The organism is Sulfitobacter sp. IGS-18, from assembly GCF_059628195.1.
On sequence record NZ_JCAQIH010000003.1, the window covers coordinates 325,604 to 349,964 of the forward strand.

The 24,361-nt window shown below is 61.0% G+C and carries 23 protein-coding genes; 18 read left to right on the forward strand and 5 right to left on the reverse strand.

What is annotated here, in order from left to right; translation table 11 throughout:
• Positions 1 to 11 precede the first annotated feature (11 nt).
• Genes ACWNZ3_RS22165 through ACWNZ3_RS22195 form a run of 7 tightly spaced genes read left to right on the forward strand, consistent with a single transcriptional unit; the run spans position 12 to position 7,357 of the window.
• Positions 12 to 1,352: an aromatic ring-hydroxylating dioxygenase subunit alpha gene (locus ACWNZ3_RS22165; RefSeq protein ID WP_496902410.1), complete on the forward strand. Its 1,341-nt coding sequence runs from the start codon at positions 12 to 14 to the stop codon at positions 1,350 to 1,352.
• Positions 1,349 to 1,822 carry an aromatic-ring-hydroxylating dioxygenase subunit beta gene (locus tag ACWNZ3_RS22170; protein ID WP_496902411.1) on the forward strand — a complete coding sequence of 158 codons (474 nt, stop codon included), beginning with the start codon at positions 1,349 to 1,351 and terminating at the stop codon, positions 1,820 to 1,822. The genes ACWNZ3_RS22165 and ACWNZ3_RS22170 overlap by 4 nt, the downstream gene beginning before the upstream one ends.
• Before the next feature lie 7 nt (positions 1,823 to 1,829).
• Positions 1,830 to 3,443: an AMP-binding protein gene (locus tag ACWNZ3_RS22175; RefSeq protein WP_496902412.1), complete on the forward strand. Its 1,614-nt coding sequence runs from the start codon at positions 1,830 to 1,832 to the stop codon at positions 3,441 to 3,443.
• Positions 3,443 to 4,618: a thiolase family protein gene (locus ACWNZ3_RS22180; protein WP_496902413.1), complete on the forward strand. Its 1,176-nt coding sequence runs from the start codon at positions 3,443 to 3,445 to the stop codon at positions 4,616 to 4,618. Before ACWNZ3_RS22175 ends, ACWNZ3_RS22180 begins: the two co-directional genes overlap by 1 nt.
• Positions 4,615 to 5,853 carry an SDR family NAD(P)-dependent oxidoreductase gene (locus ACWNZ3_RS22185; RefSeq protein WP_496902414.1) on the forward strand — a complete coding sequence of 413 codons (1,239 nt, stop codon included), beginning with the start codon at positions 4,615 to 4,617 and terminating at the stop codon, positions 5,851 to 5,853. Before ACWNZ3_RS22180 ends, ACWNZ3_RS22185 begins: the two co-directional genes overlap by 4 nt.
• A complete protein-coding gene (locus ACWNZ3_RS22190; RefSeq protein WP_496902415.1) occupies positions 5,850 to 6,641 on the forward strand; it encodes a cyclase family protein in 792 nt (263 codons plus the stop codon). Before ACWNZ3_RS22185 ends, ACWNZ3_RS22190 begins: the two co-directional genes overlap by 4 nt.
• Entirely contained in the window at positions 6,638 to 7,357 is a 720-nt protein-coding gene (locus ACWNZ3_RS22195) for an SDR family NAD(P)-dependent oxidoreductase (protein WP_496902416.1), read from the forward strand. Before ACWNZ3_RS22190 ends, ACWNZ3_RS22195 begins: the two co-directional genes overlap by 4 nt.
• A 69-nt stretch (positions 7,358 to 7,426) precedes the next feature.
• Here the strand turns inward: ACWNZ3_RS22195 and ACWNZ3_RS22200 are convergent, their stop codons facing one another.
• The gene (locus ACWNZ3_RS22200; RefSeq protein WP_496902417.1) at positions 7,427 to 8,125 is read right to left on the reverse strand and encodes a YybH family protein; all 699 of its coding nucleotides are present in this window, start codon (positions 8,123 to 8,125) and stop codon (positions 7,427 to 7,429) included.
• A 134-nt stretch (positions 8,126 to 8,259) separates the two neighbouring features.
• Here ACWNZ3_RS22200 and ACWNZ3_RS22205 point away from each other — a divergent pair, with 134 nt between their 5' ends.
• From ACWNZ3_RS22205 to ACWNZ3_RS22230, 6 genes are all read left to right on the forward strand, one after another.
• On the forward strand, positions 8,260 to 9,456 hold the full coding sequence (locus tag ACWNZ3_RS22205; protein WP_496902418.1) for a thiolase family protein: 1,197 nt from the start codon (positions 8,260 to 8,262) through the stop codon (positions 9,454 to 9,456).
• Positions 9,453 to 9,854, forward strand: a complete 402-nt coding sequence (locus tag ACWNZ3_RS22210) for a Zn-ribbon domain-containing OB-fold protein (RefSeq protein WP_496902419.1) — start codon at positions 9,453 to 9,455, stop codon at positions 9,852 to 9,854. The genes ACWNZ3_RS22205 and ACWNZ3_RS22210 overlap by 4 nt, the downstream gene beginning before the upstream one ends.
• A gap of 252 nt (positions 9,855 to 10,106) precedes the next feature.
• The gene (gene dctP, locus ACWNZ3_RS22215; RefSeq protein WP_269365338.1) at positions 10,107 to 11,105 is read left to right on the forward strand and encodes a TRAP transporter substrate-binding protein DctP; all 999 of its coding nucleotides are present in this window, start codon (positions 10,107 to 10,109) and stop codon (positions 11,103 to 11,105) included.
• An 81-nt stretch (positions 11,106 to 11,186) separates the two neighbouring features.
• A complete protein-coding gene (locus tag ACWNZ3_RS22220; RefSeq protein WP_496902420.1) occupies positions 11,187 to 11,708 on the forward strand; it encodes a TRAP transporter small permease in 522 nt (173 codons plus the stop codon).
• A 2-nt stretch (positions 11,709 to 11,710) separates the two neighbouring features.
• Positions 11,711 to 13,186, forward strand: a complete 1,476-nt coding sequence (locus ACWNZ3_RS22225) for a TRAP transporter large permease (protein WP_496902421.1) — start codon at positions 11,711 to 11,713, stop codon at positions 13,184 to 13,186.
• 11 nt (positions 13,187 to 13,197) lie between these two features.
• Positions 13,198 to 14,814, forward strand: a complete 1,617-nt coding sequence (locus ACWNZ3_RS22230; RefSeq protein ID WP_496902422.1) for an ATP-dependent acyl-CoA ligase — start codon at positions 13,198 to 13,200, stop codon at positions 14,812 to 14,814.
• A 94-nt stretch (positions 14,815 to 14,908) separates the two neighbouring features.
• Here the strand turns inward: ACWNZ3_RS22230 and ACWNZ3_RS22235 are convergent, their stop codons facing one another.
• Genes ACWNZ3_RS22235 through ACWNZ3_RS22250 form a run of 4 tightly spaced genes read right to left on the reverse strand, consistent with a single transcriptional unit; the run spans position 14,909 to position 18,781 of the window.
• Positions 14,909 to 15,664 (reverse strand): maleate cis-trans isomerase family protein, encoded by a 756-nt coding sequence (locus ACWNZ3_RS22235; RefSeq protein WP_274575016.1) that lies wholly within the window; start codon positions 15,662 to 15,664, stop codon positions 14,909 to 14,911.
• A 10-nt stretch (positions 15,665 to 15,674) separates the two neighbouring features.
• Positions 15,675 to 16,592 carry a fumarylacetoacetate hydrolase family protein gene (locus ACWNZ3_RS22240; RefSeq protein ID WP_269365332.1) on the reverse strand — a complete coding sequence of 306 codons (918 nt, stop codon included), beginning with the start codon at positions 16,590 to 16,592 and terminating at the stop codon, positions 15,675 to 15,677.
• Positions 16,593 to 16,607: 15 nt separating this feature from the next.
• Positions 16,608 to 17,726: a cupin domain-containing protein gene (locus ACWNZ3_RS22245; protein ID WP_496902423.1), complete on the reverse strand. Its 1,119-nt coding sequence runs from the start codon at positions 17,724 to 17,726 to the stop codon at positions 16,608 to 16,610.
• 23 nt (positions 17,727 to 17,749) lie between these two features.
• Positions 17,750 to 18,781 (reverse strand): carbon-nitrogen hydrolase family protein, encoded by a 1,032-nt coding sequence (locus tag ACWNZ3_RS22250; protein ID WP_496902608.1) that lies wholly within the window; start codon positions 18,779 to 18,781, stop codon positions 17,750 to 17,752.
• Between the two features lie 324 nt (positions 18,782 to 19,105).
• Here ACWNZ3_RS22250 and ACWNZ3_RS22255 point away from each other — a divergent pair, with 324 nt between their 5' ends.
• The 5 genes from ACWNZ3_RS22255 to ACWNZ3_RS22275 are packed head-to-tail and all read left to right on the forward strand — an operon-like array spanning position 19,106 to position 24,321.
• Positions 19,106 to 21,271, forward strand: coding sequence for a thiamine pyrophosphate-dependent enzyme (locus ACWNZ3_RS22255; protein ID WP_496902424.1), 2,166 nt, complete (start codon positions 19,106 to 19,108; stop codon positions 21,269 to 21,271).
• A 4-nt stretch (positions 21,272 to 21,275) separates the two neighbouring features.
• On the forward strand, positions 21,276 to 22,853 hold the full coding sequence (locus ACWNZ3_RS22260) for an indolepyruvate oxidoreductase subunit beta family protein (protein ID WP_496902425.1): 1,578 nt from the start codon (positions 21,276 to 21,278) through the stop codon (positions 22,851 to 22,853).
• Positions 22,850 to 23,332, forward strand: coding sequence for an acyl-CoA thioesterase (locus ACWNZ3_RS22265; protein WP_274574998.1), 483 nt, complete (start codon positions 22,850 to 22,852; stop codon positions 23,330 to 23,332). Before ACWNZ3_RS22260 ends, ACWNZ3_RS22265 begins: the two co-directional genes overlap by 4 nt.
• Before the next feature lie 34 nt (positions 23,333 to 23,366).
• Positions 23,367 to 23,852 (forward strand): MarR family winged helix-turn-helix transcriptional regulator, encoded by a 486-nt coding sequence (locus tag ACWNZ3_RS22270; RefSeq protein WP_269365322.1) that lies wholly within the window; start codon positions 23,367 to 23,369, stop codon positions 23,850 to 23,852.
• Positions 23,845 to 24,321 (forward strand): MarR family winged helix-turn-helix transcriptional regulator, encoded by a 477-nt coding sequence (locus ACWNZ3_RS22275; RefSeq protein ID WP_269365320.1) that lies wholly within the window; start codon positions 23,845 to 23,847, stop codon positions 24,319 to 24,321. Before ACWNZ3_RS22270 ends, ACWNZ3_RS22275 begins: the two co-directional genes overlap by 8 nt.
• Positions 24,322 to 24,361 lie beyond the last annotated feature (40 nt).

A 24,361-nucleotide genomic window follows, 5' to 3' on the forward strand; every position in this document is an offset into this window, starting at 1 on the left:
TGGAGACTGCCATGGACCGTTATCGAGGAAATTCCCAAGCCATCGCCGATTTGGTCAAAGGCCACGCCGTTCACCGCGACGTCTACGTGAACGCGGAAATCTTCGAGTTGGAAATGGAGCAGCTTTTTCCCAATTCCTGGATCTACATCGGGCATGAAAGCCAGCTGAAGAACACCGGCGACTTCATCACCTCCAAGATCGGAAACCAGCCGGTTCTGGCATCCCGGCACCGGGACGGGCAGGTCTATGTGCTGCACAACCGCTGCCCGCACAAGGGCGTCAAGATTGCCTCAGAGCCTTGCGGGAACACCGGCAAATTCTTTCGCTGCCCTTACCATGCCTGGTCGTTCAAGACCGATGGTTCACTTTTGGCGATCCCGCTGAAGAAGGGCTACGAAGGCACCGGATTTGACGCGGATCAGGCGGCCAAGGGCCTGACGCGGATCGAGAACGTGAAAATCTACCGCGGCCTGATCTTCGTGCGGCTGGCGAAAGAAGGCCTCAGCTTCGAAGAGTTCTTTGGCGAATCCCTGTCCACGATCGACAACATGGCCGACCGCTCGCCCGAGGGTGAGCTTGAGGTGATCAGCCAGCCGATCCGCTACATGCACACCTGCAACTGGAAGATGCTGGTCGAGAACCAGACCGACACCTGCCATCCGATGGTCGCGCATGAAAGCTCTGCCGGGACGGCGGTCAGCGTCTGGGAGCGCGAGAAGGACAACTTCACCGAAACCCCCATGGCCGTGCAGCTTTATGCACCTTTCATGAGCCCTTATGAGTTCTATGAAGGGGCGGGCATTCGCGTCTGGCCAAATGGCCACGGCCACACCGGCGTGTCAGGCTCGATCCACCAGGACTACGAGGATGTGGGCGGCTATCAGGACATGATGGTTGAGGCCTATGGCAAGGAACGCGCCCAGGAGATCCTGGGCGATATCCGTCACAACACGATCTATTTTCCCAACATCATGGTGAAGGGGCCGGTCGGCATCCTGCGCAACTTCATCCCGCTCGGGGTCGACAAGACCCTGGTGGAAAGCTGGGTGTTCAAGCTGAAGGGTGCCCCCGACAAACTCTATGAACGCGGCCTGATGTATAACCGCTTCATCAACGCGCCGACGTCGATTGTTGGTCATGACGATCTGGAGATGTACGAACGCGCGCAGGAAGGTCTGCACTCCAACGGCAACGAATGGGTCAACCTGCGGCGGCTGTGGGAAGATGACGAGCCAGAAGAGACGACCGAAGTCGTCAACGGCACATCCGAACGCCAGATGCGCAACCAGTTCTACGCCTGGCGCAAGTTCATGGTGCAGAACATGGACCAAGCCGTGGAGGCCGCAGAATGAACCGCGATGACCTGATCGATTTTGTCTATGACGAGGCCGCCACGATTGACCAGATGCGCTGGGACGACTGGCTGGCGCTGTTTCACAAGGATGGACGCTACTGGATGCCACTTGAATGGCAGCAGGAAGATCCGATCCTTCAGCCCTCGCTGATGTATGAGGACCGGTTACTGCTGACCGTCCGGGTTGAGCGTCTGGCAGGTGAGCGCACCTTCAGCCAGAAACCCAAAAGCCGCTGCCATCACCTGATGGAACGGTCGCGCATCCTCTCGATGGGCGAAGACGGCGGCGTGCATAGACTGCGCACATCATTCATATATACCGAAACGCGGGGTGACCTGCTGGAACGCTATTCCGGCTGGGTCAGTCACGAGTTGGTCGAGGTGGAAGGGGCATTGCAGATCAAGCTCAAGCGCATTGATCTGATCAACTTCGATGCGCCATTCAGCAACATCCAGCTCTTTATCTGAGGCAGGCATGAACACCGAAACAGTTTACACCCGATTCAAGAGCACCGCTGCGATGCAGGGCGATGCCCCCTTTCTGCATGTGCTGGAGGAAACGGCACAGGTCTATGGCATCCCGCAGGGCGACATCAGCTATGACGAGATGGCGCAAAGAGTGGAGGACTGGCGCAACCGTTTCATGGATGCCGGATATGGCGCGGGCCATCGCGTCGGGCTGCTGTTGGAAAACCGTCCCGTGTTTCTGGAGATCTGGCTGGCGCTGAACGCGATTGGTGCCTCTGTCGTGCCGATCAACCCGGACCTGCGGCTGGCGGAACTGGAATACCTGGCTGAACACTCCGAAATGATCCTGGCGATCGTCCTGTCCGACCGGCTGGAAGAGATGAAGACCGCCGTGGAAAACGCCGGCATTCCCACCCTTGTCACACCGCCCGAAGGCGCGTTGCCAAAGGCCATCCGGCCCGCCGCGGCAGAGGCGGCGCCGAACACGGCGACGGAATGTGCCTTGCTCTATACCTCCGGGACCACGGGCAAGCCCAAGGGCTGCATCCTGTCCAACGAATATTACCTCTATTCCGGTGACTGGTACGCCGGCGCCGGTGGCCACATCAGCCTGCGTCAGGGCGAGGAGCGGATGCTGACCCCCCTGCCCGTTTTCCACATGAACGCGATGGCCGTTTCGGTGATGGCCATGATCACGGTGGGCGGCTGCCTGATCATGCTGGACCGTTTCCATCCGCGCAGCTGGTGGGCTTCGGTCCGCAAAAGCGTCGCGACGGTGGTGCATTACCTGGGCGTCATGCCGCCCATGCTGATGCGCGCCGACCCTTCCGAAGAGGACCGCAATCACAATGTCCGTTTCGGATTTGGCGCGGGCGTGGACGCCAAGCTGCATGACCCTTTCGAAGAACGCTACGGTTTCCCCCTGATCGAGGCCTGGGCCTGTACCGAGACCGGATCGGGTGGGGTCATCTGCGCCAATGAGGAACCGCGCAAGACGGGAACCGCCTGCTTCGGGCGACCCGCCAAGGAGGTTGAAGTTCGCGTCGTTGACGATGCGGGCAAGGACGTGCCCCCCGGCGAACGTGGTGAAATGCTCGTGCGCCGCGCCGGTGACAATCCGCGCTACGGCTTCTTCTCGGGCTATCTGAAAAACCGCGAAGCAACCAACGAGCTTTGGCAAGGCGGCTGGCTCCATACCGGTGACGTGGTGCAGCAGGACAAAGACGGATCGCTGCACTTTGTCGACCGCAAGAAGAACGTGATCCGCCGCTCGGGCGAGAACATCTCGGCAGTGGAAGTGGAATCGATCCTGAACCGTCACCCCGAGATCGCCTCCTGCGCCGCCGCTGCTGCCCCGGACGATGTACGCGGCGACGAAGTGGCCGTGTTCATCATTCTGGACGGCGCCGAAGGCAACAGCGCCAAGGCCGAAGAGATCGTGACCTGGGCGCTGGATCAGATGGCATACTACAAGGCCCCCGGCTGGATCGCCTTTGTCGAGGATCTGCCGCTGACCGCCACGCAGAAAATCCTCCGGGGTCAGTTGAAAGACCTGCTGGTGAAGACCTTTGAAACAGACGGGTTCATCGACACCAGACACCTGAAGAAACGCACAAGCTGATGGCCCGGCAAAAGCCCTATGACGGCGTTGTCGTCTGTGCGCCGGTCACCGTTCCCTATGCACGGTATTCCGACAAGACCGCGCACTGGTGGACCGGCAGTGCCCTGGCCGCCCTGTCGCGGCAGAGCGGGCTGGGGCCAGCCGATTTCGACGGTTTCTGTTTTGCCAGTTTCTCTGCCGGGCCGGACACGGTTGTCGGCATGGTGCAGCATCTGGGGCTCAGCCCGCGCTGGATGGATCACATCCCCACCGGCGGGGCCAGCGGCATCATGGCCCTGCGGCGCGCGGCCCGTGCGGTTCAGATGGGCGATGCCGACATCGTGGCCTGTGTCGCCGCCGACACCAACCAGATCGACAGCTTCCGCCAGACCTTGCAGGGCTTTTCGCGCTTTTCGCAGGATGCCACCTATCCCTATGGCTTCGGCGGACCCAACGCGACCTTTGCGCTGATCGCCGATAATTTCATGCGGGAATACGGCGTCTCGCGCGATGATTTTGCCAAGCTCTGCGTCGCGCAAAGGGACAATGCGCTGTCCAACCCCTTCGCGCTGATGAAAAAGCCCCTGACCCACGACCAATACATGCAGGCGCGGCCCATCTCCGACCCGATCCATCTGTTCGATTGTGTCATGCCCTGCGCCGGGGCCGAGGCCTTTATCGTGACAACCCCCGAAAAGGCGGAACAGCTGGGCCTGTCCACCGCGCGGCTGGCCGCGACGATCGAGCGGCACAATGCCTTTCCCGAAGACCCGGTGCAGACCCGCGGCGGCTGGGCGCGCGACATTGACGATCTGTGGTCGGCGGCGGGTTGTGGGCCACAGGATATGGATATGGTCCAGCTTTATGACGATTATCCGGTGATCGTGGCCATGCAACTGGCCGATCTGGGGTTTTGCGAAAAGCCGGAGCTTTCCCGGTTCATCGCAGACAACGATTTCACGATTTCTGGCTCTCTGCCGCTCAATACCAACGGCGGGCAGCTGTCTGCGGGTCAGGCCGGCGCCGCCGGCGGATTTCAGAACGTCACCGAAGGGTTGCGACAGATCCTGCAGACGCCCCTGGGCGATCAGGTGCCCGACGCCAGACGCGCGCTGATCTCTGGCTTTGGTCTGGTGAATTATGACCGCGGCATCTGCACCGGTGCCGCCGTTCTTGAGCAGGAGGTGCTGCGATGAGTGATCCGCTGACACCGCCAAAACGCAAGGACCCGCTGGTCGTCACCCGTGCGGGCCATGTCCCTCCTGCCCTGCGCAGCCGCGCGGCCACGGCGATGGCGGCGCGCGCCGGTCTGGGGCGCTTTGTGCTGCAGGTCTGTGACGATTGCGCGCGGGCAACCTATCCGCAGCGTGACCGCTGCCCGTTCTGCTGGGGCGAATTGCGCTGGCAGGATCAGCCCGACGGCGCAGTGATCGAGGCGGAGACCACGATACGCAGCTCCATCGACCTCTTCTTCAAGGACCATCTTCCCTGGCGCATAGGTTCCGCCCGGCTGGATGCGGGGCCGATGGCAACCGTGCATCTGCATGGGGATGTGGGTCAGGGTGACCGCGTCAAAATAGAACTGAAGCTTGACAGATCAGGCAATCCGGCACTCTTTGCCATGCCGGAAAAGGAGACGCCACATATGGCTGACGATCCCCAATTGCGGGTCTTTACCGCCGACCCGAAATATCGGCGCGTTCTGGTGACCGATGGCCGGACGGAAACCGGACAGGCGGTGGCCGAAGCCCTGCTCAAGGCGGGCGCAAAGACGGTCTTCCTCGGCAACGCCGACCCCCTGATGCGTTATCCCGGACAAGACCGGATCGAGGCCACCCCCGGGATCGAACCTGTCCGGCTGAGCCTGACCGATACCCGCAGCATCGAGGCGCTGGCCGGGCAGTTGGGCGGACGCGTGGACATCGTGGTGAATACGGCGCAGTTCGCCCGGCAAGGCGGCGTCGGGTTCGGGGGAAACCTGAACGATCTGCAATCCGGGCTGGATCTGGAAGTGACGGGCCTGATGCGGCTGGCGCAGGGGTTTGCCCCTGCCCTTTCCGGGCGCTCGGACGATGGCGATCGCTCCGCCGCGGCCTTTGTCGATATCGCCTCCATCCACGGGCTGACCGGACGGGCAGGCTTTGCCGGGTCCTCCGCCGCAGCCGCCGCGCGGCTTTCCCTTCTCGCAAGCCTTCGGGGTGAGATGGCCCGGACCGGCATTCGTGTCATCTCTGTCCTGACAGGCCCGGTGGATGACGGCTGGCATCAGAACGTGCCGCCCCCCAAAACCGCACCCGCCCAGATCGCACGCGCCGTCGTGACCGCCCTTCAGCAGGGGCAGGAAACCATCTGTGCCGACGAGGTCGCAAAGGACGTGCTGACCCGCTGGCAGGACGATCCGCTTCTGACAATTCGTGAGGAAAACAAATGAGCAAAACCGTACTTGCGGATCTTGCGGTGGCCCTGGCATCTGGCCAGGTGCGCGTCATCGACCTGACCAACACGCTCAGCCCGGATTTCCCGGTCATCGTGCTGCCGGCCGAGTTCGGCCAATGCGCCCCGTTCCGCATGGAAAAACTCTCACGCTACGACGCGGACGGGCCGGCCTGGTACTGGAACAACATTTCAATGAACGAACACACCGGCACCCATTTCGATGCCCCCGCGCATTGGGTGACGGGCAAGGATCTGCCATCGAACACGGTTGACGCCATCCCGGCGCAGGAATTTGTTGCACCTGCCGTGGTGATCGACATCTCGGCGGAATCCGCGGCAGACGCGGATTTTGTCCTGACACGCGATTTCCTCGAAAACTGGGAAACGGAACACGGCACCATCCCGCCGGACCACTGGATCGCCTTGCGCACGGACTGGTACAAACGGGTCGGCACGCCGGAGTACCTGAACCTGCTCGAAGACGGCGCGCATTCGCCCGGGCCGGATGCAGGCGCTGTCGAGTTTCTGGTTCACGACCGCAAATGCGTCGGCCTGGCGGTCGAGACGGTCGGCACCGATGCCGGACAGGCAAGCACATTCAATCCGCCCCTGCCCGCCCATTCGATCCTGCACGGCAACGGCAGGTTCGGCCTGCAATGCCTGACCAACCTGGACAAGCTGCCGACCTTCGGCGCGATCATTGTGGCATGCCCGCTCAAGATCGAGGGCGGTTCGGGCAGCCCCTTGCGCGTGGTCGCCCTCGTCGAAGGAGAAGCCGCGTGAAGACAACTCTGATCACCGGGGGAAACTCCGGCATTGGCGCCGCAATCGGCGATCTGCTGCGCGCGCGGGGCGAAAGTGTCGTGTCGCTGGGGTTGGAAATGCCCGCTGCCGGGCAGGAAAATCTGTATGGCTATACGGTCGATCTGACCGATGCGGCGGCCACCGCCAAGGTGGCAGCAGAGATTGCCGCCGATCATGCGATTGATGCCGTGGTCCACAACGCAGGCGCGATCCTGCCCGCCCTGTTGTCCGATGCAAACCCGAATGACGTTCTGACATTGGCGCAATTGCATCTGGCCGCCCCCATGGCGCTGACACAGGCTGTCCTGCCGGGCATGACGGAACGTGGGTTCGGGCGCATCCTGTTCATCACTTCCCGCGCCTCGATGGGGATGCCGACCCGCTCCGCCTATGCCGCGACAAAGGCCGGTGTGCATGGTTTGATGCGCACCTGGGCGCTTGAACTGGCCCCCAGCGGGATCACGGTCAACGCCATCGCCCCCGGCCCGGTCCTGACCGAGAATTTCTGGGGCATCGTGCCCAGGGACGGCGAGTTGCAGGAAAAAATCGCCAATGGCGTGCCGGTCCGGCGCATCGGCACACCCGAGGACATCGCCAACGCGGCCGGGTTCTTTCTGGATAGAAATGCCAGCTTTGTCACCGGTCAGGTGCTGTATGTCTGTGGCGGCGCAAGTCTTGGCGGGCAGCCCTCCTGACCTGGCCTGTGCGCTTGGCAGGCATTCCGGCCAGCCCTGACGCCTGAAGCAGCGATGACCGGGCGAGATTTATGAGGCCGACCGCGACGCATCGTCAATGATGAACTGCCATCCGGCAGCGCCGTAATCACGCAGCACTTCGATGCCGCCGCCGGTCAGGTTCTGCACTTTCCCTTCCGGATCGGTAAGCTCAAGCTTCCAGTGATTGGTTGACAGCGCGATGTCCTGATGGAGGACATGGATGCGGTTGCCGATCTCGATCCTGGGTTTCAGCGCAAGAAGCCCCTCGTAATCACCCCTTGTGGCCGCCTTGCCGTGAAGCGTTGCACCGTCCGGATTGATATAGGTGACATCCTCAGCATAAAGCGCAACCAGACCTTCAAGGTCGCCTGCGTTGAACCTTTCCTGCCAGGCGTCATAGACTTTTTCCAGCTCGGTGACCGGCGCAGTATCGCCCTTGGTCTGTGCAAAGAGGTCATTTGCAGACAGCCCCGCACCACTGGTCAGAAACCCTGTACCTAGGAGGCGGAGAAAGCGGGCACGGGTCACGCCCTCTGCTGCGGCCTCATCTGTTGCGCAGGGTCCAGGGGCGTCGGAGGGTACTTCGCGGTATCCATTTCTGATCGAATTCAACATCTGTATGGCCTTTCCCAAAGCATATGTAGTCAAAAGGCTAATGATGCAAAAAATGGCGGTCCATTTCGGATCAGGTTGATTATTGTGCGCTTTCGGCCAGCGTTGATGCCACCGGCCCCCTGCCAGGTTCAATCAGATCACCCCTCCGGCACGTTGACAGCAATTTATTTTATATATAAAATAAATTCAGCCGGTATCTTCGGAAATCCGGCAAGACGCCTTATTGGAGATCCTTCCGGACCGGGCGACGATCCGCAAAGAGAGATATGACCAACCGTATGGGAAAGTTCAGTATCGACCGTCGCGCCTATGACGACGTGGTGATCACGACGCCCGTCAGTCTTCCCTACGTCAGGTTCAGCGAACAATCCGCGCATTGGTGGATCGGACGGGCCTTGCGGGGCCTGGTGGACGGATCGGGCATTGAAGCGCGCGACATCGACGGTTTCTGCCTGTCCAGTTTCACCACAGCGCCCGACACCGCGATTGGCCTGGCCGAACATCTGGGGCTCAGCGTCCGGTGGCTGGACCATGTACCCCTTGGCGGTGCCAGCGGGATCACCGGGGTCCGACGTGCCGCACGCGCCGTCCAATCCGGTGACTGCGATGTCGTGGCCTGCATCGGTGCCGACACCAACCAGCGCGGGTCATTCGGCAATACCTTGGCCAATTTTTCACGGTTCTCGCAGGATGCGGTCTATCCCTATGGCGCGGGTGGCACCAATGCCAGCTTTGCCCTGATCGCCCGCAATTACATGGAACAATTCAATGTAAGCCGCGCGGATCTGGGACGCATTGCCGTGGCGCAGCGGTCCAATGCCCTGAAGAACCCCCATGCTTTGATGAAAGAGCCACTGACGCTCGATCAATACATGAACGCACGGCCGATCGCCGATCCGATCCATCTGTTCGACTGCGTGATGCCCTGCGCCGGGGCCGAGGCTGTGCTGGTCATGCGGCAAGACACGGCCCGGGCCTGCGGCATTGCCGGTGCCAGACTGCGCAGCAGCATCGAACGCCACAACGCACGGTCGATTGATCCCATGCAGACCTCCGGCGGCTGGGTGGAGGACGTGGGCGAACTCTACAGCATGGCCGGTGTCGGACCCGATGACATCGACGTGGTGCAGACCTATGACGATTATCCGGTGATCTGCATGATGCAGATGGAAGATCTGGGCTTTTGCAGGAAGGGTGAAGGAGCGGAATTTGTCCGCAGCCATGATCTGCGGATCGAAGGCGACTTCCCCCACAATACCTCCGGCGGCCAGCTGTCCTGCGGACAGGCCGGCGCAGGGGGGTCCTATGTCGGGTTGACCGAAGCGGTGCGCCAGGTTCTGGGAACGGCAGGCGACACACAGGTCAAGGGCGCAAACCTTGCCCTGGCGTCCGGCTTCGGGATGATGACCTATACCAGGGGTCTGTCTTCCTGCGCGGTCATTCTGTCGGGGGAGGGCGCATGACCGACCGCCCCTCAGATCAGAACCTGCCGCCCTACCCGCCATCCGCCAGCGGCGCATTCTATGATGCGATTGCCGCAGAAGGGCGGTTCGCATTGCAAAGATGCACGGATTGCGCGCAGTTCCTCTATCCCGCACATGATGTCTGTCCGTCCTGCCTGTCGACCGATCTGCCGCTGGTTGATGCCCCGCCGCAGGGTCGGATCGCCAGCGAAACAACGATCCGGGCCACCACCAATCCCTATTTTCAGGACCGCCTGCCGATCAGGATCGGCCTGGTGATCCTCGACTGCGGACCCTCGATGATCGCCTTTCTCGACGATGGCGCGGGAATGGGCGACCGCATCGGCGTGTCTTTCCGTCCGGATGCCTTCGGCCGGGCGATGGCCTGGGCGAAGTGACCCGGAAATCGCCCGCGCAAATTGCAGGTAAATGGCCACCTCGCCCGGGTCTGTCAGGATAATTCCCGCCGCCATATAATATGCTGAGAAATATTTTTACTTGTAAAATACTTTGATGCCGTCATTATCGGTTAACAAGGATTCGCCCGAAGAATGCAAAAAAGCCGGGTCCGGACAGCATGATTTCATGTTGAAGACCGCAGGGCAGCGCAGACGGCATTTCAATTTCATCACTCAAGGGGAGAAAAAATGATGAAGACCAAGACAGTATTTCTGAAAGGCCTCGCCGCGATCATCGCGACGGGTACAATTCTTGCCACGCCACTGGCCGCCGAGGAGGTTACTCTGCGCGGTGTGAGCTGCTTTCCAATCGGCGCCCCTCCTGGTGTGCCCTTCGAAAATCTCGTGACCGAGATCAACGAAAAGGGCAAAGGGATCGTTCAGATCGACCTTCTGGGCGGCGCGCCCGCCATCGGCAGCCCGTTCCAGGTTGTCGAACGCATGGCCCAGGGGGCCTATGACATTGCCGGCTGTCCCGAGGCCTTCTTTGGCAATATCATTCCCGAAGCGCCCGCGCTCCGGCTTCAGGAGAAGACCTTTGCCGAACTGCGCGAGAACGGCGCGATCGACTATTTCCAGGAGATTTCGAACAAGAAGAACGTCCAGTTCGTCGGCCGCCACCACGATGACGGCGCGTTCAACCTGTTCCTCGCCGAGGGCAAGGCCATCGACAAGGCCGACCTGACCGGTCTGAATCTGCGGGTGTCGCCTGTCTACACGGCCTTCTTCAAGGCACTGGGTGCCTCGGTACAGCGGTCCTCAATGCCCGAGGTTTATACCCTGATGGAAAGCGGCGCGGTTGACGGCTACGGCTGGTCGGTGCGCGGCATCTCTCCGTCCTGGTATCCGGTCACGAAATATCGTGTCGAACCCGGCGTCTACCGCGCGTCCATCCATACGGTTGCTAACATGACCAAATGGAATGCGCTCAGCGACGAGGCCCGCGCCGTCATCAACGACGTGGTGATCGGCTGGGAGAACAAGATGGAAGGCACCAGCGACTATGCCAAGCAGCTGGATGCGGAGATGCTCAAGGTGTTCGAGGAAAACGGCATCGAAACCATCACACTTGAGGGCGAAGAAGCCGACAAATGGGTCAGCATGGCGCGTGAAACCGCCTGGGACGAATTCATCGAGCAGAACCCCGAGACCGGGCCAAAGCTGAAAGAGCTTTTCACAGCAGCCCAATAAACCAACCAACGCAAATTCCGGCAGACCGTCGCCTGATGGTCTGCCGGGCTTGCCTGCCTGCAACACGAGCCGGAGAACGTCATGCCTTCGCTTATCGACAGATTCGAAACCGTCTTTGAGAAATTCAACCTGTTTGTCGCCATCTGCGTGGCCGGGTCGATCGGCGTTTTCGCAATCCTCGTCCCCTTCGATTTTTTCTTGCGCAAACTGGGCCTGCGCGGTCTGGAATGGTTGAACGAAGGCGCTGAATACGGGCTTTACGCAGGGGTGTTCCTGTCGTCGGCCTGGGTGCTCTACAAAGGGGCCCACGTGCGCGTCGACATCATCCTGACCGCAATTCCAGCCTGGCTCGGCGCCAGGGTGGAACGTGCAATTGACCTCTTCGGCTCGCTGCTATGCCTCTGCATGGCCTATTTCGGGGCCAACGGCACGCTCAGCAGCTATGCCTTCGGCTCCCTGCCGGACAAGGACCTGCAAATCCCCAACTGGATTGTTCTTGCCGTCTTCACGCTGTCATTCCTCATGCTCGCCATCGAATTCCTGTTCCGGTTTCGACGTGCGGGAATGTCCGACCATAAAATCTCTACAGACATAGGATTCTGATGATGGAATGGTATTCTGCCCTTGTCCTGCTGCTCGGGATCGTCTGCTTCTTTCTGTTCCTCGGCCTGCCGGTTGCCTTTGCCTTCATGGCCGCGAACATCATCGGCACCGCCCTGTTCATCGGTGGCCTTGCGACAATGGGGGACTGGACGATTGCCTCCCTGTCGCTTCAGAGCATGCCGATGGAATTTCACGAGGCGATATCCTATTCCCTCGCGACCATCGCCCTGTTCCTGCTGATGGGGGAAATCCTGCTTGAGACAGGGGTCGCCTTCAAGGCCATCGGCGCAATCGAGCGCATGATCTCGCGGGTGCCGGGCCGGCTGGCCATCGTGTCCATCGTCGGCGGAACAGTATTTTCCTCCCTCTCCGGATCGACCGTGGCGAACACCGCAATCCTGGGCAAGGTCCTTTTGCCGGACATGCTCAGGCGCGGCTACAAACCTGCCATCGCGATGGGCCCGATCATGGCGGTGGGGGGCATCGCCATGTTGATCCCGCCCTCGTCGCTGGCGGTGCTGCTGGCAAGTATCTCGCAGAAATCCGTGGCCCTGCTTCTGGTCGCCGGTATCATCCCCGGCTTTCTGATGGCGATGAGCTTCTTTGCCTATGTGATCATCCGGTGCACCATCAATCCTGATCTGGCACCCCCCTTCGAAACCGATACCAGCTATCTGGACAAGCCGCTGACCATCACGGTCAACAGCCGGCGCCGCACCCTGTGGTCCTGGACATACCAGGGCCGCTCGCTGCGCATGGTGAACCGTCTCTTGCCGACGATCATCTACATCCTCCCGCTGTTCAGTATCTTCATTGTTGTGGTCGGCAGCATCCTGACGAACTTTGCTTCGCCGACAGAAGCCGCCGCAATGGGCTGCCTCGCTGCATTCGGTGCCTGCCTGTTCTTCCGGCTGTTCAAGAGCACGATCACGATCACCGGCATTGAAGGCGCCGATTTCGGCTGGGCCGAGGTAGGCAAGGCGCTGATGGAAACGGCCAAAGTCAACACCATGATCATCTTCATCATTGCCGGGTCGCTGGTGTTTACCCAGGCGATGGCCGTCTCGGGCGCCACCCAGGGGCTGCTCCAGGCCATGACCGCACTCGATCTTTCGGCGCTCTCGGTGGTGCTGTTCATGATCCTCATCCTGCTCTTTCTCGGGGCCTTCATGGATCAGGTCAGCATGTTGCTGCTCACCCTGCCGTTCTTCCTGCTGGGGCAAACCTCGCTTCAGGCGATCTATGACATTGGTCCGATCTGGCTCATGGTCCTGATCCTGATCACGATGGAGATCGGGCTGCTGACGCCACCCTTCGGCCTGCTGCTCTTCGTCATGCGGGGCGTCGCGCCGGAAGGGATCACGATCGGCCAGATCATCAACTCGGCACTGCCCTTCATCCTGATCGAACTGGCGGTACTTGCGCTTCTGATCTTCGTGCCGTCGGTCGCCACATGGCTTCCCAACCTGATCAAGTAGGACTGCAATCCATGTCTGCAGACACACCGCCCGTCACGCATCCCGCCTGCCCTGATCGTTACGACGACGTCGTGGACGGATTTGCGCCACAGGACCGGACACTGCGGACAATGCTGCAACGTCAGGCCGACCGCTACGGCGACCGGCCTTTCGTGACCTGCGGTGGCGTCAGTTGGACGTTTTCCCGCGCCGCCGAGGTCGCCCGCGACTGGGGCGCGCGGCTGGGTGCGGCGGGGATCAGCGCGGGCGACCGCGTGCTGATCCACTGCAACAACCGCGCCGAATTCCTGCAGGCCTACCTGGGGGCCACCTGGATCGGGGCCATCGCCACCCCGGTCAACACCGCCTTTCGCGGCGCACAGCTTGCCCATGTTCTGGCAAACGCCGGGCCCAAGCTGCTGATCGTGGAAGAGCAGTTTCAGCACGCCTACGACGATCTGGGCGCGGATGCGCAGCTGCCACCGCTGCTCTGGCCCGTCACGGCGGAGGGCATTCAGACCAGCGGTTCAACGGCGCAAGCGGCGGACATTCTTGCCGTGCAGCCGGGCGATACCGCCGCAATCCTCTACACCTCGGGCACCACCGGCCCGTCAAAGGGCGTCTGCTGCCCGCAGGCGCAATTCTTCTGGTGGGGCATCTATTCGGCCCGCGCACTGGGCGTGCGCGAAGGCGATGTGCTGATGACCGCGCTTCCGGTGTTCCACACCAATGCGCTCAACGCCTTTTACCAGGCGCTGCTGATGGGTTGCGAATATGTGCTGCTGCCGAAATTCTCGGCCTCCGGCTATTGGACATCCGCGGTGGAATGCCGTGCCACCGTGACCTATCTTCTGGGGGCAATGGCCGCGATCCTGATGGCCCAGCCTGAGCGGCCCGGGGACCGCAAACATGTCATTCGCACCGCCCTGGGTGGCGGTGTTCCCGCCCGCGATCAAGAGAAGTTCTTTCACCGTTTCGGCATTCCGCTGGTCGATGGCTATGCCTCCACCGAAAGCAATTTCCTCTTCTACAACCCCTACCCCTCTCCCCGTCCCGGCAGCATGGGCAAGCTCGCCAAGGGGGCCCATGCCATGGTGGCCGACGAACACGACATGCCGGTCCCCGACGGCACGGCGGGCGAACTGCTGCTGCGCCCGACAGAGCCGCATTCCTTTGCTTCGGGATATTTCGGCATGCCGGAAAAGACGGTCGAGGCCTGGGCCAACCTGTGGTTCCACACCGGTGACCGGGTGGTCCGCAACCCCGACGGGTATTTCAGCTTCATCGACCGGATGAAGGACGCGATCCGCCGCCGGGGCGAGAATGTATCGTCATGGGAGGTTGAACAAGCCATCATGACCCATGACGCGATTGAGGCCTGCGCGGTCTATCCGGTGCCATCGGAACTGGGCGAAGACGAAGTTGCAACGGCAATCCAGCTGAAGGAAGGGCAAACCCTGCCCCCGCTGGATCTGATCCAATACCTGGAAACACGCCTGGCCCATTTCGCGGTGCCGCGCTATGTCCGGCAGATGCAGGCCATGCCCCTGACCGAGAACGGCAAGATCAAGAAGGTCGTGCTGCGCGAGGAAGGAATTGTGCCGGACATGTGGGATCTGGAAACCACGGGCTACAAGGTCAAACGCTGACCCCTGCCCGCTTGCGGCCCCTCTCGACCAATATTGTCAATGTGGAACGCGGCCTGGCCCGGGTACAGGCCAGGCCCCGTTCGATCCTGTCAGTTTACAGGTATTTGCCTGACAACAACGCCCCACAACCCGGCACATGCGGCTTGAGGTTCAGCTTTGTCAGCATCTGATGGGTTGTCGCCACGGCGGCCGACACCACGGGAATCCCGCATTCATCCTCGACCTTCTGGATCGCGGCAAGCGAGGGCATCTGCACGCAGGCCGACAGCACCAGCGCGTCGATGTTCTTGAGGTTCGCACGTTTGTAGATCTCGGTCAGGTTCATCGGATCCTGCGCGGCGACCTCAAGGTTGTCGGGAATCTCAAGCGCGATACTGTCGGTCACCTCGATCCCCTCAGCCGTGATGTAATCCGCGACCATATCGGTCAAGGGGCGCATGTAGGGCGTCACGATCGAAACCCGCTTGGCCCCCATCAGGTGCAGCCCGTCGACCAGCGCTCCGGCAGAGCTGACAACCGGCGCGGGATGGCCGTTGTCCACGGTCACCTGATGCAGGCGCTTCTGGCTTTCGCGGTGATATCCCCGCCCCATCGACATGATCGCAACCAGACAGGCATAGCCCATCACATCGACCGCCGCATCGCTCAGCTCCAGCGCGCAGCGGTCGCTGTCCTTGTCCATCGCGGCCAGCTCTTCCTTGGTGACCTTCTTCATCCGCATCCGGCTGGAGTGGAAGGAAAACCGCTCAGGATAGAGCGTTTCACGCGACCGCAGCATCGCCGGGATCTCACGTTCCATCGTCAGGTTCGATGACGGAACGATCTGCCCGATCTTCAGGGTCTGATGCATGTTTTCCATGTCAGTCCCCGATCTTCACAACCGGATTGCGCAGCACGCCGATGCCATCGACACCGCATTCGATCACGTCACCGGGCCACATCCATTCCTGCGGATCGCGCCCCGCACCCACGCCTGCCGGGGTGCCGGTGGCGATGATGTCGCCGGGCTCCAGCGTGATGCCGGAGGAGATATCGGCAATCAGCGTCGGGATATCGAACAACAGATGCTTGGTGTTCGACCGCTGCTTTTCCTCGCCGTTCTTTTTCAGCCAGAGCGTCAGGTCATGCGGGTCTGCAATATCCTCCGCAGTCACGATCGCGGGGCCAAAGGGGCAATAGCTGTCCTGCCCTTTCGAGAAAATCCACTGCCCCGCGCGCCGGTTGTCGCGGGCCGAAACATCGTTGATCACCGAATAGCCAAAGACATGGCTCATTGCGTCATCCTTGGAAATCCGCGTCGCGCGCTTGCCGATGATCACGGCCAGCTCCACCTCCCAGTCCAGCATCTGCGTCATCGACGCATTGTGCTGGATCGGCTCACCGGTTGCGATCACGCTGGTTGGCGGCTTGGAAAAGACCACCGGTTCCTTGGGCAGGTCCTTGGAGGTGTCCAGCGACTTGGCGCTTTCCGCGACATGTTCGACATAGTTCAGACCGATGCCAAAGATGTTCTTGCGCGGACGCGGGATCGGCGCCAGCAGGCGCACGTTTTCCTCCGGCACCGCAATCCCTGCGGGCCGCGCATCTGCCGTATCCGACAGGGCCTGCTTGATCGCCCGAAGCGCATCGGGACCGAGGTCGATCAAGGTCAGCATGTCAGCGGGCAGCGCCGCGCCAACCGCCTCGCCCAGATATTCAACGTCGATGACAAGGCCGTCCTGCACGACGCCAAGACGCCCTTCGCCTGCGACACCGTCGCGATAGGTAACTAGTTTCATTTTGGTATCCTGTATTTATCCGTTGACGACCTGATGGCCGCCGTTGTCTTCCAAAGCCTGTTCCGCGTAGAAGCCGAGCTTTCGCATGGTCGGCAGGTCGTGGAACGAGAACAGGCAGGCATCCTCGCCGCTTTGCGTGTTGCAATGCTCGTGCCACATCCAGGGCGGCACGCAGAAGATGTCCTTTTCCTTCCAGTCGAACCGCTTTCCGTTGATCACGGAATAGCCTTCGCCCTTGGCCACCTGATAGATGATGTTGCCGGTATGGCGGTGCGCCTTGGTGTGCTCGGACGGGCGCAACAGTTGCATGTTCGCGCCCATGGTCAGCATCGGATCCGCCCCGGTCTTGGGGTTGATATAGCGCATGATCACCCCGTCATAGGGCGACCCGTCAGTCACCTTGGCGTAGTTCTGCAACGCCTCATAGGTCTGGTCCCAGCGGAATTTCAGCAGCGGCGAATAGGGCTGGTCCCATTTGTCCAGCTCGGGCATCAGCGCGGGGGAACCATAGGTCGCCGGACTGTCGTCCAGCGGCAGGTTGCTGGCCTGATAATCCTCCGGATGCACCTCGTAGAAGTTCGCCTCAAGCGCGTTGGTCAGCGGAATGTCCAGCCCGTCCTGCCACAGGCAGGTGCTGCCGTCTTCCTCGATCCCGTGCTCATGCCATGTGCCGTTGGGCGTCAGCACGAAATCCTTCGCGCCAAGGCTCATCTTGTGGCCCTCGACAATCGTATAGGCGCCGGTGCCTTCCATGATGAACCGCAAGGCCGAGGCCGCGTGGCGGTGGGCGCCTGCGCGTTCGCCCGCTTTCATCGTCTGGATGCCCGAGAACAGCCAGCCGCAGGCGGCGCTGACCTCGCGCCGCTTGGGGTTGCGCAGATAGACAACACGCCGGCCCGCATCCTCGGGGCGCACCAGATCAATCGCGCGCAGAACCTGCGGACGCAGGTCGTCCCAGCGCCACAACACGGGATCGGACGTCGGCGTCGGCTCCCAGGGCTCGATCGAGTTGGCAACGGTCCAGAGCGCGCCGGTGTCCTGCTTTGCCAGATCCTCGTAATAGGCCTCCAGTTCCGGCGTGTCGCGCACCCGTGCGCGGCCCAGAACGTCGTCTTTATCGGCAGTATCAGTCATGGTTTCCTCCAGTCTTGATTAGATTAGGATTCTTCGCTGTCGTCCGGCATCGGCACAGCGTTCAGGTCCGGCGCGGGGGCCGGGCCGGTTTTCAGATTGACGGCAGCCTGCGGCACCTGATTGACCCGCAGGTCGAAAATATCGAACCGGTTATAATGGCCGGTGATGTCATGCATCTGCTTGGGCTGGATGCATTTGCCCAGGTCGATCTCGGCATAGACGATGCCTTCGTCGTCGATCAGGCCGGGGACAACCTCGCGCCCGTCGGGGCCGATGATCCCGGAATAGGCGCTGGATTTGCGCTCCAGCATATCGCGGGCATCCGGGCGGATCTCTTCCATCGCCGTGATGATCTCGTCCGAGACCGTCGAGGTGGCAGTCACCGTAAAGACCTTGCCTTCAAAGCTGTGCGACATGCTGCGCAGCTTGATTGCCTCGGCCATGTCGTAATCCTTCGGTGCCACCGGCAGCGAGATATAGCTGGCGGTGTGTACAAGCTCGCCCTGCGCCAGCAGAGTGAACCGCGCCAGCGTATTGGTGTTCTCGCCACAGGCGAGCCCGCCCAACGGGCCAATTTCCGTGTCATAGACCCTGAGGCTGGACCCGTCGCCCCCCGTCCAGGTCAGTTTCTCCGCCCAGGTGGGCACCAGCTTGCGATGCTTGCCCAGGATCGCGCCATCCGGCCCGATGAACAGCAAGGTATTGTAAAGCGCGCCCAGCGACACGGGGCTGCGCTCGTTCAGCCCCATCACGACATAGCAATTGTTCGCCCTGGCGGCGGCCTGAACCTTCGCCACTTCGGGACCATCGGCAAAGACCGAGGCCCGCACAAGTTTCTCGAACCACGCGCTGCCCGTCACCGGATCGGTGATCCAGTTCCAATAGGAGTATCCGGGGATGAACACCTCCGGAAACACCACAAGCCGCGCGCCGTTTCCGGCCGCCTCGCCAATCAGGCTTACGGCCTTTTCCACGGTCTTGCCCGCATCCAGAAACACAGGGCTCGCCTGAACCGCCGCAGCCGTGAACTTCGGAAAGTCATTCAATGGCAACATTTCGTCTTCACCTTCCAGATTGGATTGCGCCGACATGCGCAAGGGCGCGGGAATCGGCATCAAGGATGTTCGTGTCCGGGCCCGTCCGCCTGCGCGCCGCCCCACTGAGCGGGCAAGTGGCACGACTCACCTGACCCCGTGAATCGATCATGAAGGACAACGCCGCAGCTGACGAGGTCATCTTGGCACCTCTGGCGTTATCCACATGATTCTGAATTGTTTTTTTCCTCATATTCGATTTATTCGCTCGAAGTAGAAAACTGATCGTTGACTTATTTTACATATAAATCTATTCATTACCATACTTTTTTTGGAGAGATGATGATGGCTGAACGATCCTTTGCGAAAGAAGTCGAAGACCTGAGGCTTGGAGAGGGCGACCTGTTCCGCGGTGAGGGCATTCTGGCGATCACAAAGGCCCTGCTGCAATCCGGTGTCGCCTATGTCGGCGGCTATCAGGGATCGCCGATTTCGCACCTGATGGACGTGCTGGCAGATGCCAATGACATCCTCGACGACCTCGGCGTGGTCTTTCAAAGCTCGGCCAGCGAAGCAACCGCAGGCGCGATGCTCTCGGCTTCCGTCATGTATCCCCTGCGCGGTGCAGTGGCGTGGAAATCCACCGTCGGCACCAATGTCGCCTCCGACGCCCTGTCAAACCTTGCATCCGGCGGCGTCACCGGCGGCGCGATGGTGATCGTCGGCGAAGACTACGGCGAAGGTTCCTCCATCATGCAGGAGCGCACCCACGCCTTTGCGATGAAATCCCAGATGTGGTTGCTGGACCCGCGCCCCGATCAGGCCTGCATGGTCAACCTGATCGAAAAGGGTTTCCAGCTGTCGGAAGCCTCCAACACCCCGGTGATGCTGCAGGTGCGGGTGCGGTCCTGTCACATGACGGGCGAATTTGAATGCAAGGACAACAAGCGCCCCGAATTCACCCTGCGCGACGCGATGAACAATCCCGAACGCGATCTGGGCCGCATCGTTCTGCCGCCCGCCGCCTATGAGCATGAAGTCGAAAAGATCAAGGTGCGCATGCCCGCCGCCATCGACTTTATCCGCGACCAGAAGCTGAACGAATTCTTCGGCCCCACCGGCAAGGATAAGACCGGCAAGACCGGGCTCATCGTCGTCGGTGGCATGTACAACAGCACCATCCGCGCGCTGCAGTTCCTCGGGCTGTGCGATGCCTACGGCAATTCGCGCGTGCCCATCTACGTGATGAACGTGGCCTATCCGACCATCAAGTCCGAAGTCGACGCATTCTGCGAAGGTCTGGATGCCGTCCTTATGATCGAGGAAGGGCAGCCCGAATATATCGAACAATCCATCTCGACGGTTCTGGCCCGCACGAAAAGCCCGACAGAGGTGCATGGCAAAAATTACCTGCCGATGGGTGGCGATTATACCGCCGCCGTCCTGACCGAAGGGATCGGCCGTTTCCTTGAGGATCATGAGCCAAAACAGCTTGGCAACCGCGCCCCGGTGCCCGATCCCGTCCCGATCCTGACCAATCCGGTGATCGAACGGCTGGGCGAGGTTGTCCCGGCGCGACCGCCGGGCCTGTGTACCGGCTGCCCCGAACGGCCGATCTTTGCCGCCATGAAAATGGTCTTCGAGGAAACCGGCACACACCATGTCTCGGCGGACATCGGCTGTCACCTCTTCTCGATCCTGCCGCCCTTCAACCTCGGTGCCACCACCATGGGCTTTGGCCTTGGCCCGGCCTCGGCGGCGGCCTTCAACGTCAAGGGGGCCAAACGCTCGATCTCGATCATGGGCGACGGCGGGTTCTGGCACAACGGGCTGACCAGCGGCATCGGCAACGCGGTCTTCAACAAGCACGACGGCGTCTTTGTCATCGTCGACAACTTCTATTCCTCGGCCACCGGCGGTCAGGACATCCTGTCGTCCCGCGCGCTGAACAAGCGCCGCAACACCAACAATTCCATCGTGGATGCGGTCAAGGGGATCGGTGCCAAATGGGTCCGTCAGGTGGACCACACCTATGACGTGACCAGGATGCGCGATGTGCTGAACGAGGCGCTGACCACCGATGCCGAAGGCCCCAAGATCATCGTGGCGTCGTCGGAATGCATGCTGAACAAGCAGCGCCGCGAAAAGCCGAAGGTCGCCAAGGCGATCAAGGGCGGCCAGCGGGTGATCAAAGAGAAATTCGGCGTCGACGAAGATGTCTGCACCGGCGATCACGCCTGCATGCGGCTGTCGGGCTGCCCCTCGCTGTCGATCAAGGAACTGGACGATCCGCTGCGCGACGATCCCGTTGCCTCCATCGACGACACCTGCGTGGCCTGCGGCAACTGCGGCGAAGTGGCGGATGCCGCCGTGCTCTGCCCCTCCTTCTTCCGCGCCGAGGTCACCCATAACCCGACTGGCTGGGACAGGTTCCGGGCCAGGTTCTCCGGCTCCGTGATCCGCTACCTGCAAGACCGCCGCGAAAAGCGCGCGGTCAGCTTTGAGGCATAGACAGATGAAAGATGACACCGTCAAACTGGGCCTGAAGCCCGCTGGCCCCGCAACAGAGCGGCCGATTTCCATCGCCATTGTCGCGATGGGCGGTCAGGGCGGCGGCGTTCTGACCGGCTGGATCGTGGCGCTTGCAGAAGCCCACGGCTGGGTGGCGCAATCCACCTCCGTTCCCGGCGTGGCCCAGCGAACCGGGGCCACCATCTATTACGTCGAGATGATGCGCCCCGGCGCGGGCGGACAAAAACCGGTGCTGGCACAGATGCCCACGCCCGGCGATGTCGATGTGGTGATCGCATCGGAATTCATGGAAGCAGGCCGCTCGATCCTGCGCGGTATCGTGACACCCGACCGGACCACCCTGATTGCTTCCAGCCACCGGTCGCTTGCGATCAGCGAAAAGATGGCCCCCGGCGACAGCATCGCGGACAGCAGCGCCGTCAGTGATGCCATCGGTGTGGTCGCCAAACAGGAAATCGTCTTCGACATGAACGCGATGGCGGTCAGGAACGGCTCTGTCATCTCCTCCGCCATGTTCGGCAGCCTTGCCGCGTCAGGCACCCTGCCTTTTGAGCGGGAGGCCTATTACGATGTGATCCGCAAGGGCGGCAAGGGCATCGAGGCCAGCATCCGCGCCTTTGACGCCGCCTATGACCGGACCACAAACGGCGCAGAACCGGAGCCGACCGATACGGCAGACACCGCCACCCCCGTTGCCGCACTGCCTGACAGCTTGCGCGACAAACGGGCCAACGCCCTGCTCACCCGCCTGCGTGCGGAACTTCCCGAACAGGCCCATGCCATGGCCTATCTGGGTCTGCAAAAGGTCGTCGATTTTCAGGATGCCGCCTATGGCGCTGAATATCTCGATATCCTGCGCGATCTCACCAAGTCGGACAGCGCGGCAAATGGCGCCGAACACGGCTTTGCCTTCACCGCAACTGCCGCCAAATACCTCGCCAATGCGATGGCGTATGACGATGTCATCCGCGTCGCCCGCATCAAGACGCAAAGCGCGCGGCGCCAGCGCGTGGCAGATGAGGTCGGCCTGCAGGACGGTCAGGTCCTCAACACCACCGAATTCATGCACCCCCGCATGGAAGAAGCCGCATCAACCCTGCCCGCCGGGCTGGCCAACTGGCTGAAATCGCGCAAATCCCTTTATGCCTGGCTGGACCGGCGCATCAACAAGGGCCGCCGCGTCCACACCTACCGCCTGACCGGGTTCCTGCCGCTGCATTTTGTCGGTGCGCTCAAGGTGATACGCCGCAAATCCCTGCGCCACAAAACAGAAGTCGCCCACCGCGATGCCTGGCTGGCCGATGCCTCGCAGGCGCTGGCGCGCAACTATGATCTCGGCATCGCGATGCTCACCTTCCGCCGCCTGATCAAGGGCTATTCAGACACCCATGTCCGGGGGCATTCCAAGTTCGACAAGGTCATGCAGACCACAAAGTCCATCGCGGCCCGCGATGACGCAGCGGAATGGGCGCAACGTCTTTTGACTTCTGCGATCAAGGATCCGTCCAGCAAGGATCTGGACGGCACGATCATGACAATTGAAAGTTTTTCGAGCACATGAACAAGATCGACAAACCCGCGCCGTTTCCCCGTCCTCTGGATCGTGCGGATATCCCGTTTCCCGGCTGGAGCTACAAGCACATATTCCGCCACGGCCAATGCGACCCTGCGGGCATTGTCTATACGCCAGAATTCTTCAACGTGTTCAACCACGCCATCGAAGCATGGTTTTCCGACTGCCTTGGCCTTTCCTATTATGATTTCCTCGGCCCCCGCCGCACCGGGCTGGGCTATGTCAACGCCCATGCCGAATTCTTCTCGCCGGTCAAAATGGGCGAGGAAGTCGAATATTTTATCCGGGTCTCCAGGATCGGCAGCAAGTCTTACGCGCTGGAACTGAACGCGATGCTTGGCGAGACGGAGGCTTTGCGCGGGCTCTTTACAACCGTGACCACCTGCCTGGACACACATTCATCCATCGACATACCAGCCGACCTGAGAGGCGCATTGAACCAATATGTATTCTCGGATAATGCCTAGTATGTAAAAATATGGAAATGCAGATAGATCGATGATGGCCCGTGACCCGGCTCAGGATAGTTCAAAACACCGCAAGGACGACACCCGGCTCTGGCTCAGCGTGCTGGATGTCTATAATTTCGTCTATCCCGAAGTGAACCGGCAGCTCAAGGAGCAGACGGGCATCAGCGTTTCGAAATTCGATGTGCTTGCACAATTGGCCCGCTACCCCGACGGTCTGAGCATGGGCGAGCTTTCGGCCAGGCTCAAGGTCAGCAACGGCAACGTCTCCGGCCTGGTCAACAGGCTGCGCAAGGACGAACTGGTGGACAAATCCATGTCGGCTGACGACAGGCGCTCCTTTGTCGCCGTGCTGACACCCGCAGGTCGCCAGCGGTTCGAGGAAGCAGCGGCCGTTCACGCCGACGTCCTGGCAAAATGTTTCCTGCATCTCGACGCCAAGAACCTTGCGGAAACCACCGCCATGCTGAAATCAATCATCAAGAAACCAGGCGGCAAGGCTCCGACAGACAATGACTAAGAAAAGTGATGACCTCGGCTTTCCCTTCAAAACGCCGGAACAACTGTCGCAGTATCTGCCCTATCTCATGACGCGGCTGACCAATCGCTGGCAGGTCAAACAGGATGCCGACCTCAAGAACATTGGTATCCAGGGTGCGACGATGCGGATCATGGCCTGCCTCGCCGCGTATAAGCAACTTACGGTAAACGAAGTCTCCGTGCTTTCGGTGACAGAACAATCCACCGTCAGCAGGCTGGTCGAACAGCTTGTCACAGCCGGCCTGGCGCAGCGCGAGATCGACGCATCCGACCAGCGTGTGCGCCGCGTTTCACTGACCGCCAAGGGCCGCAAAAAGCTCAGGGAAACGGCGCCGCTGGTCAACGCGAACTATCATCACATGACCGATGGCATTGACCCGGCGCAGCTGGCCGTCTGTGTTGAAGTGATGCAGGCGATGCTGAAGAAAATCCGCGTTCACGACCTCTGAAAGGTCGCTCAGGAAAACCGCGCCGATTGTGATACGCCGC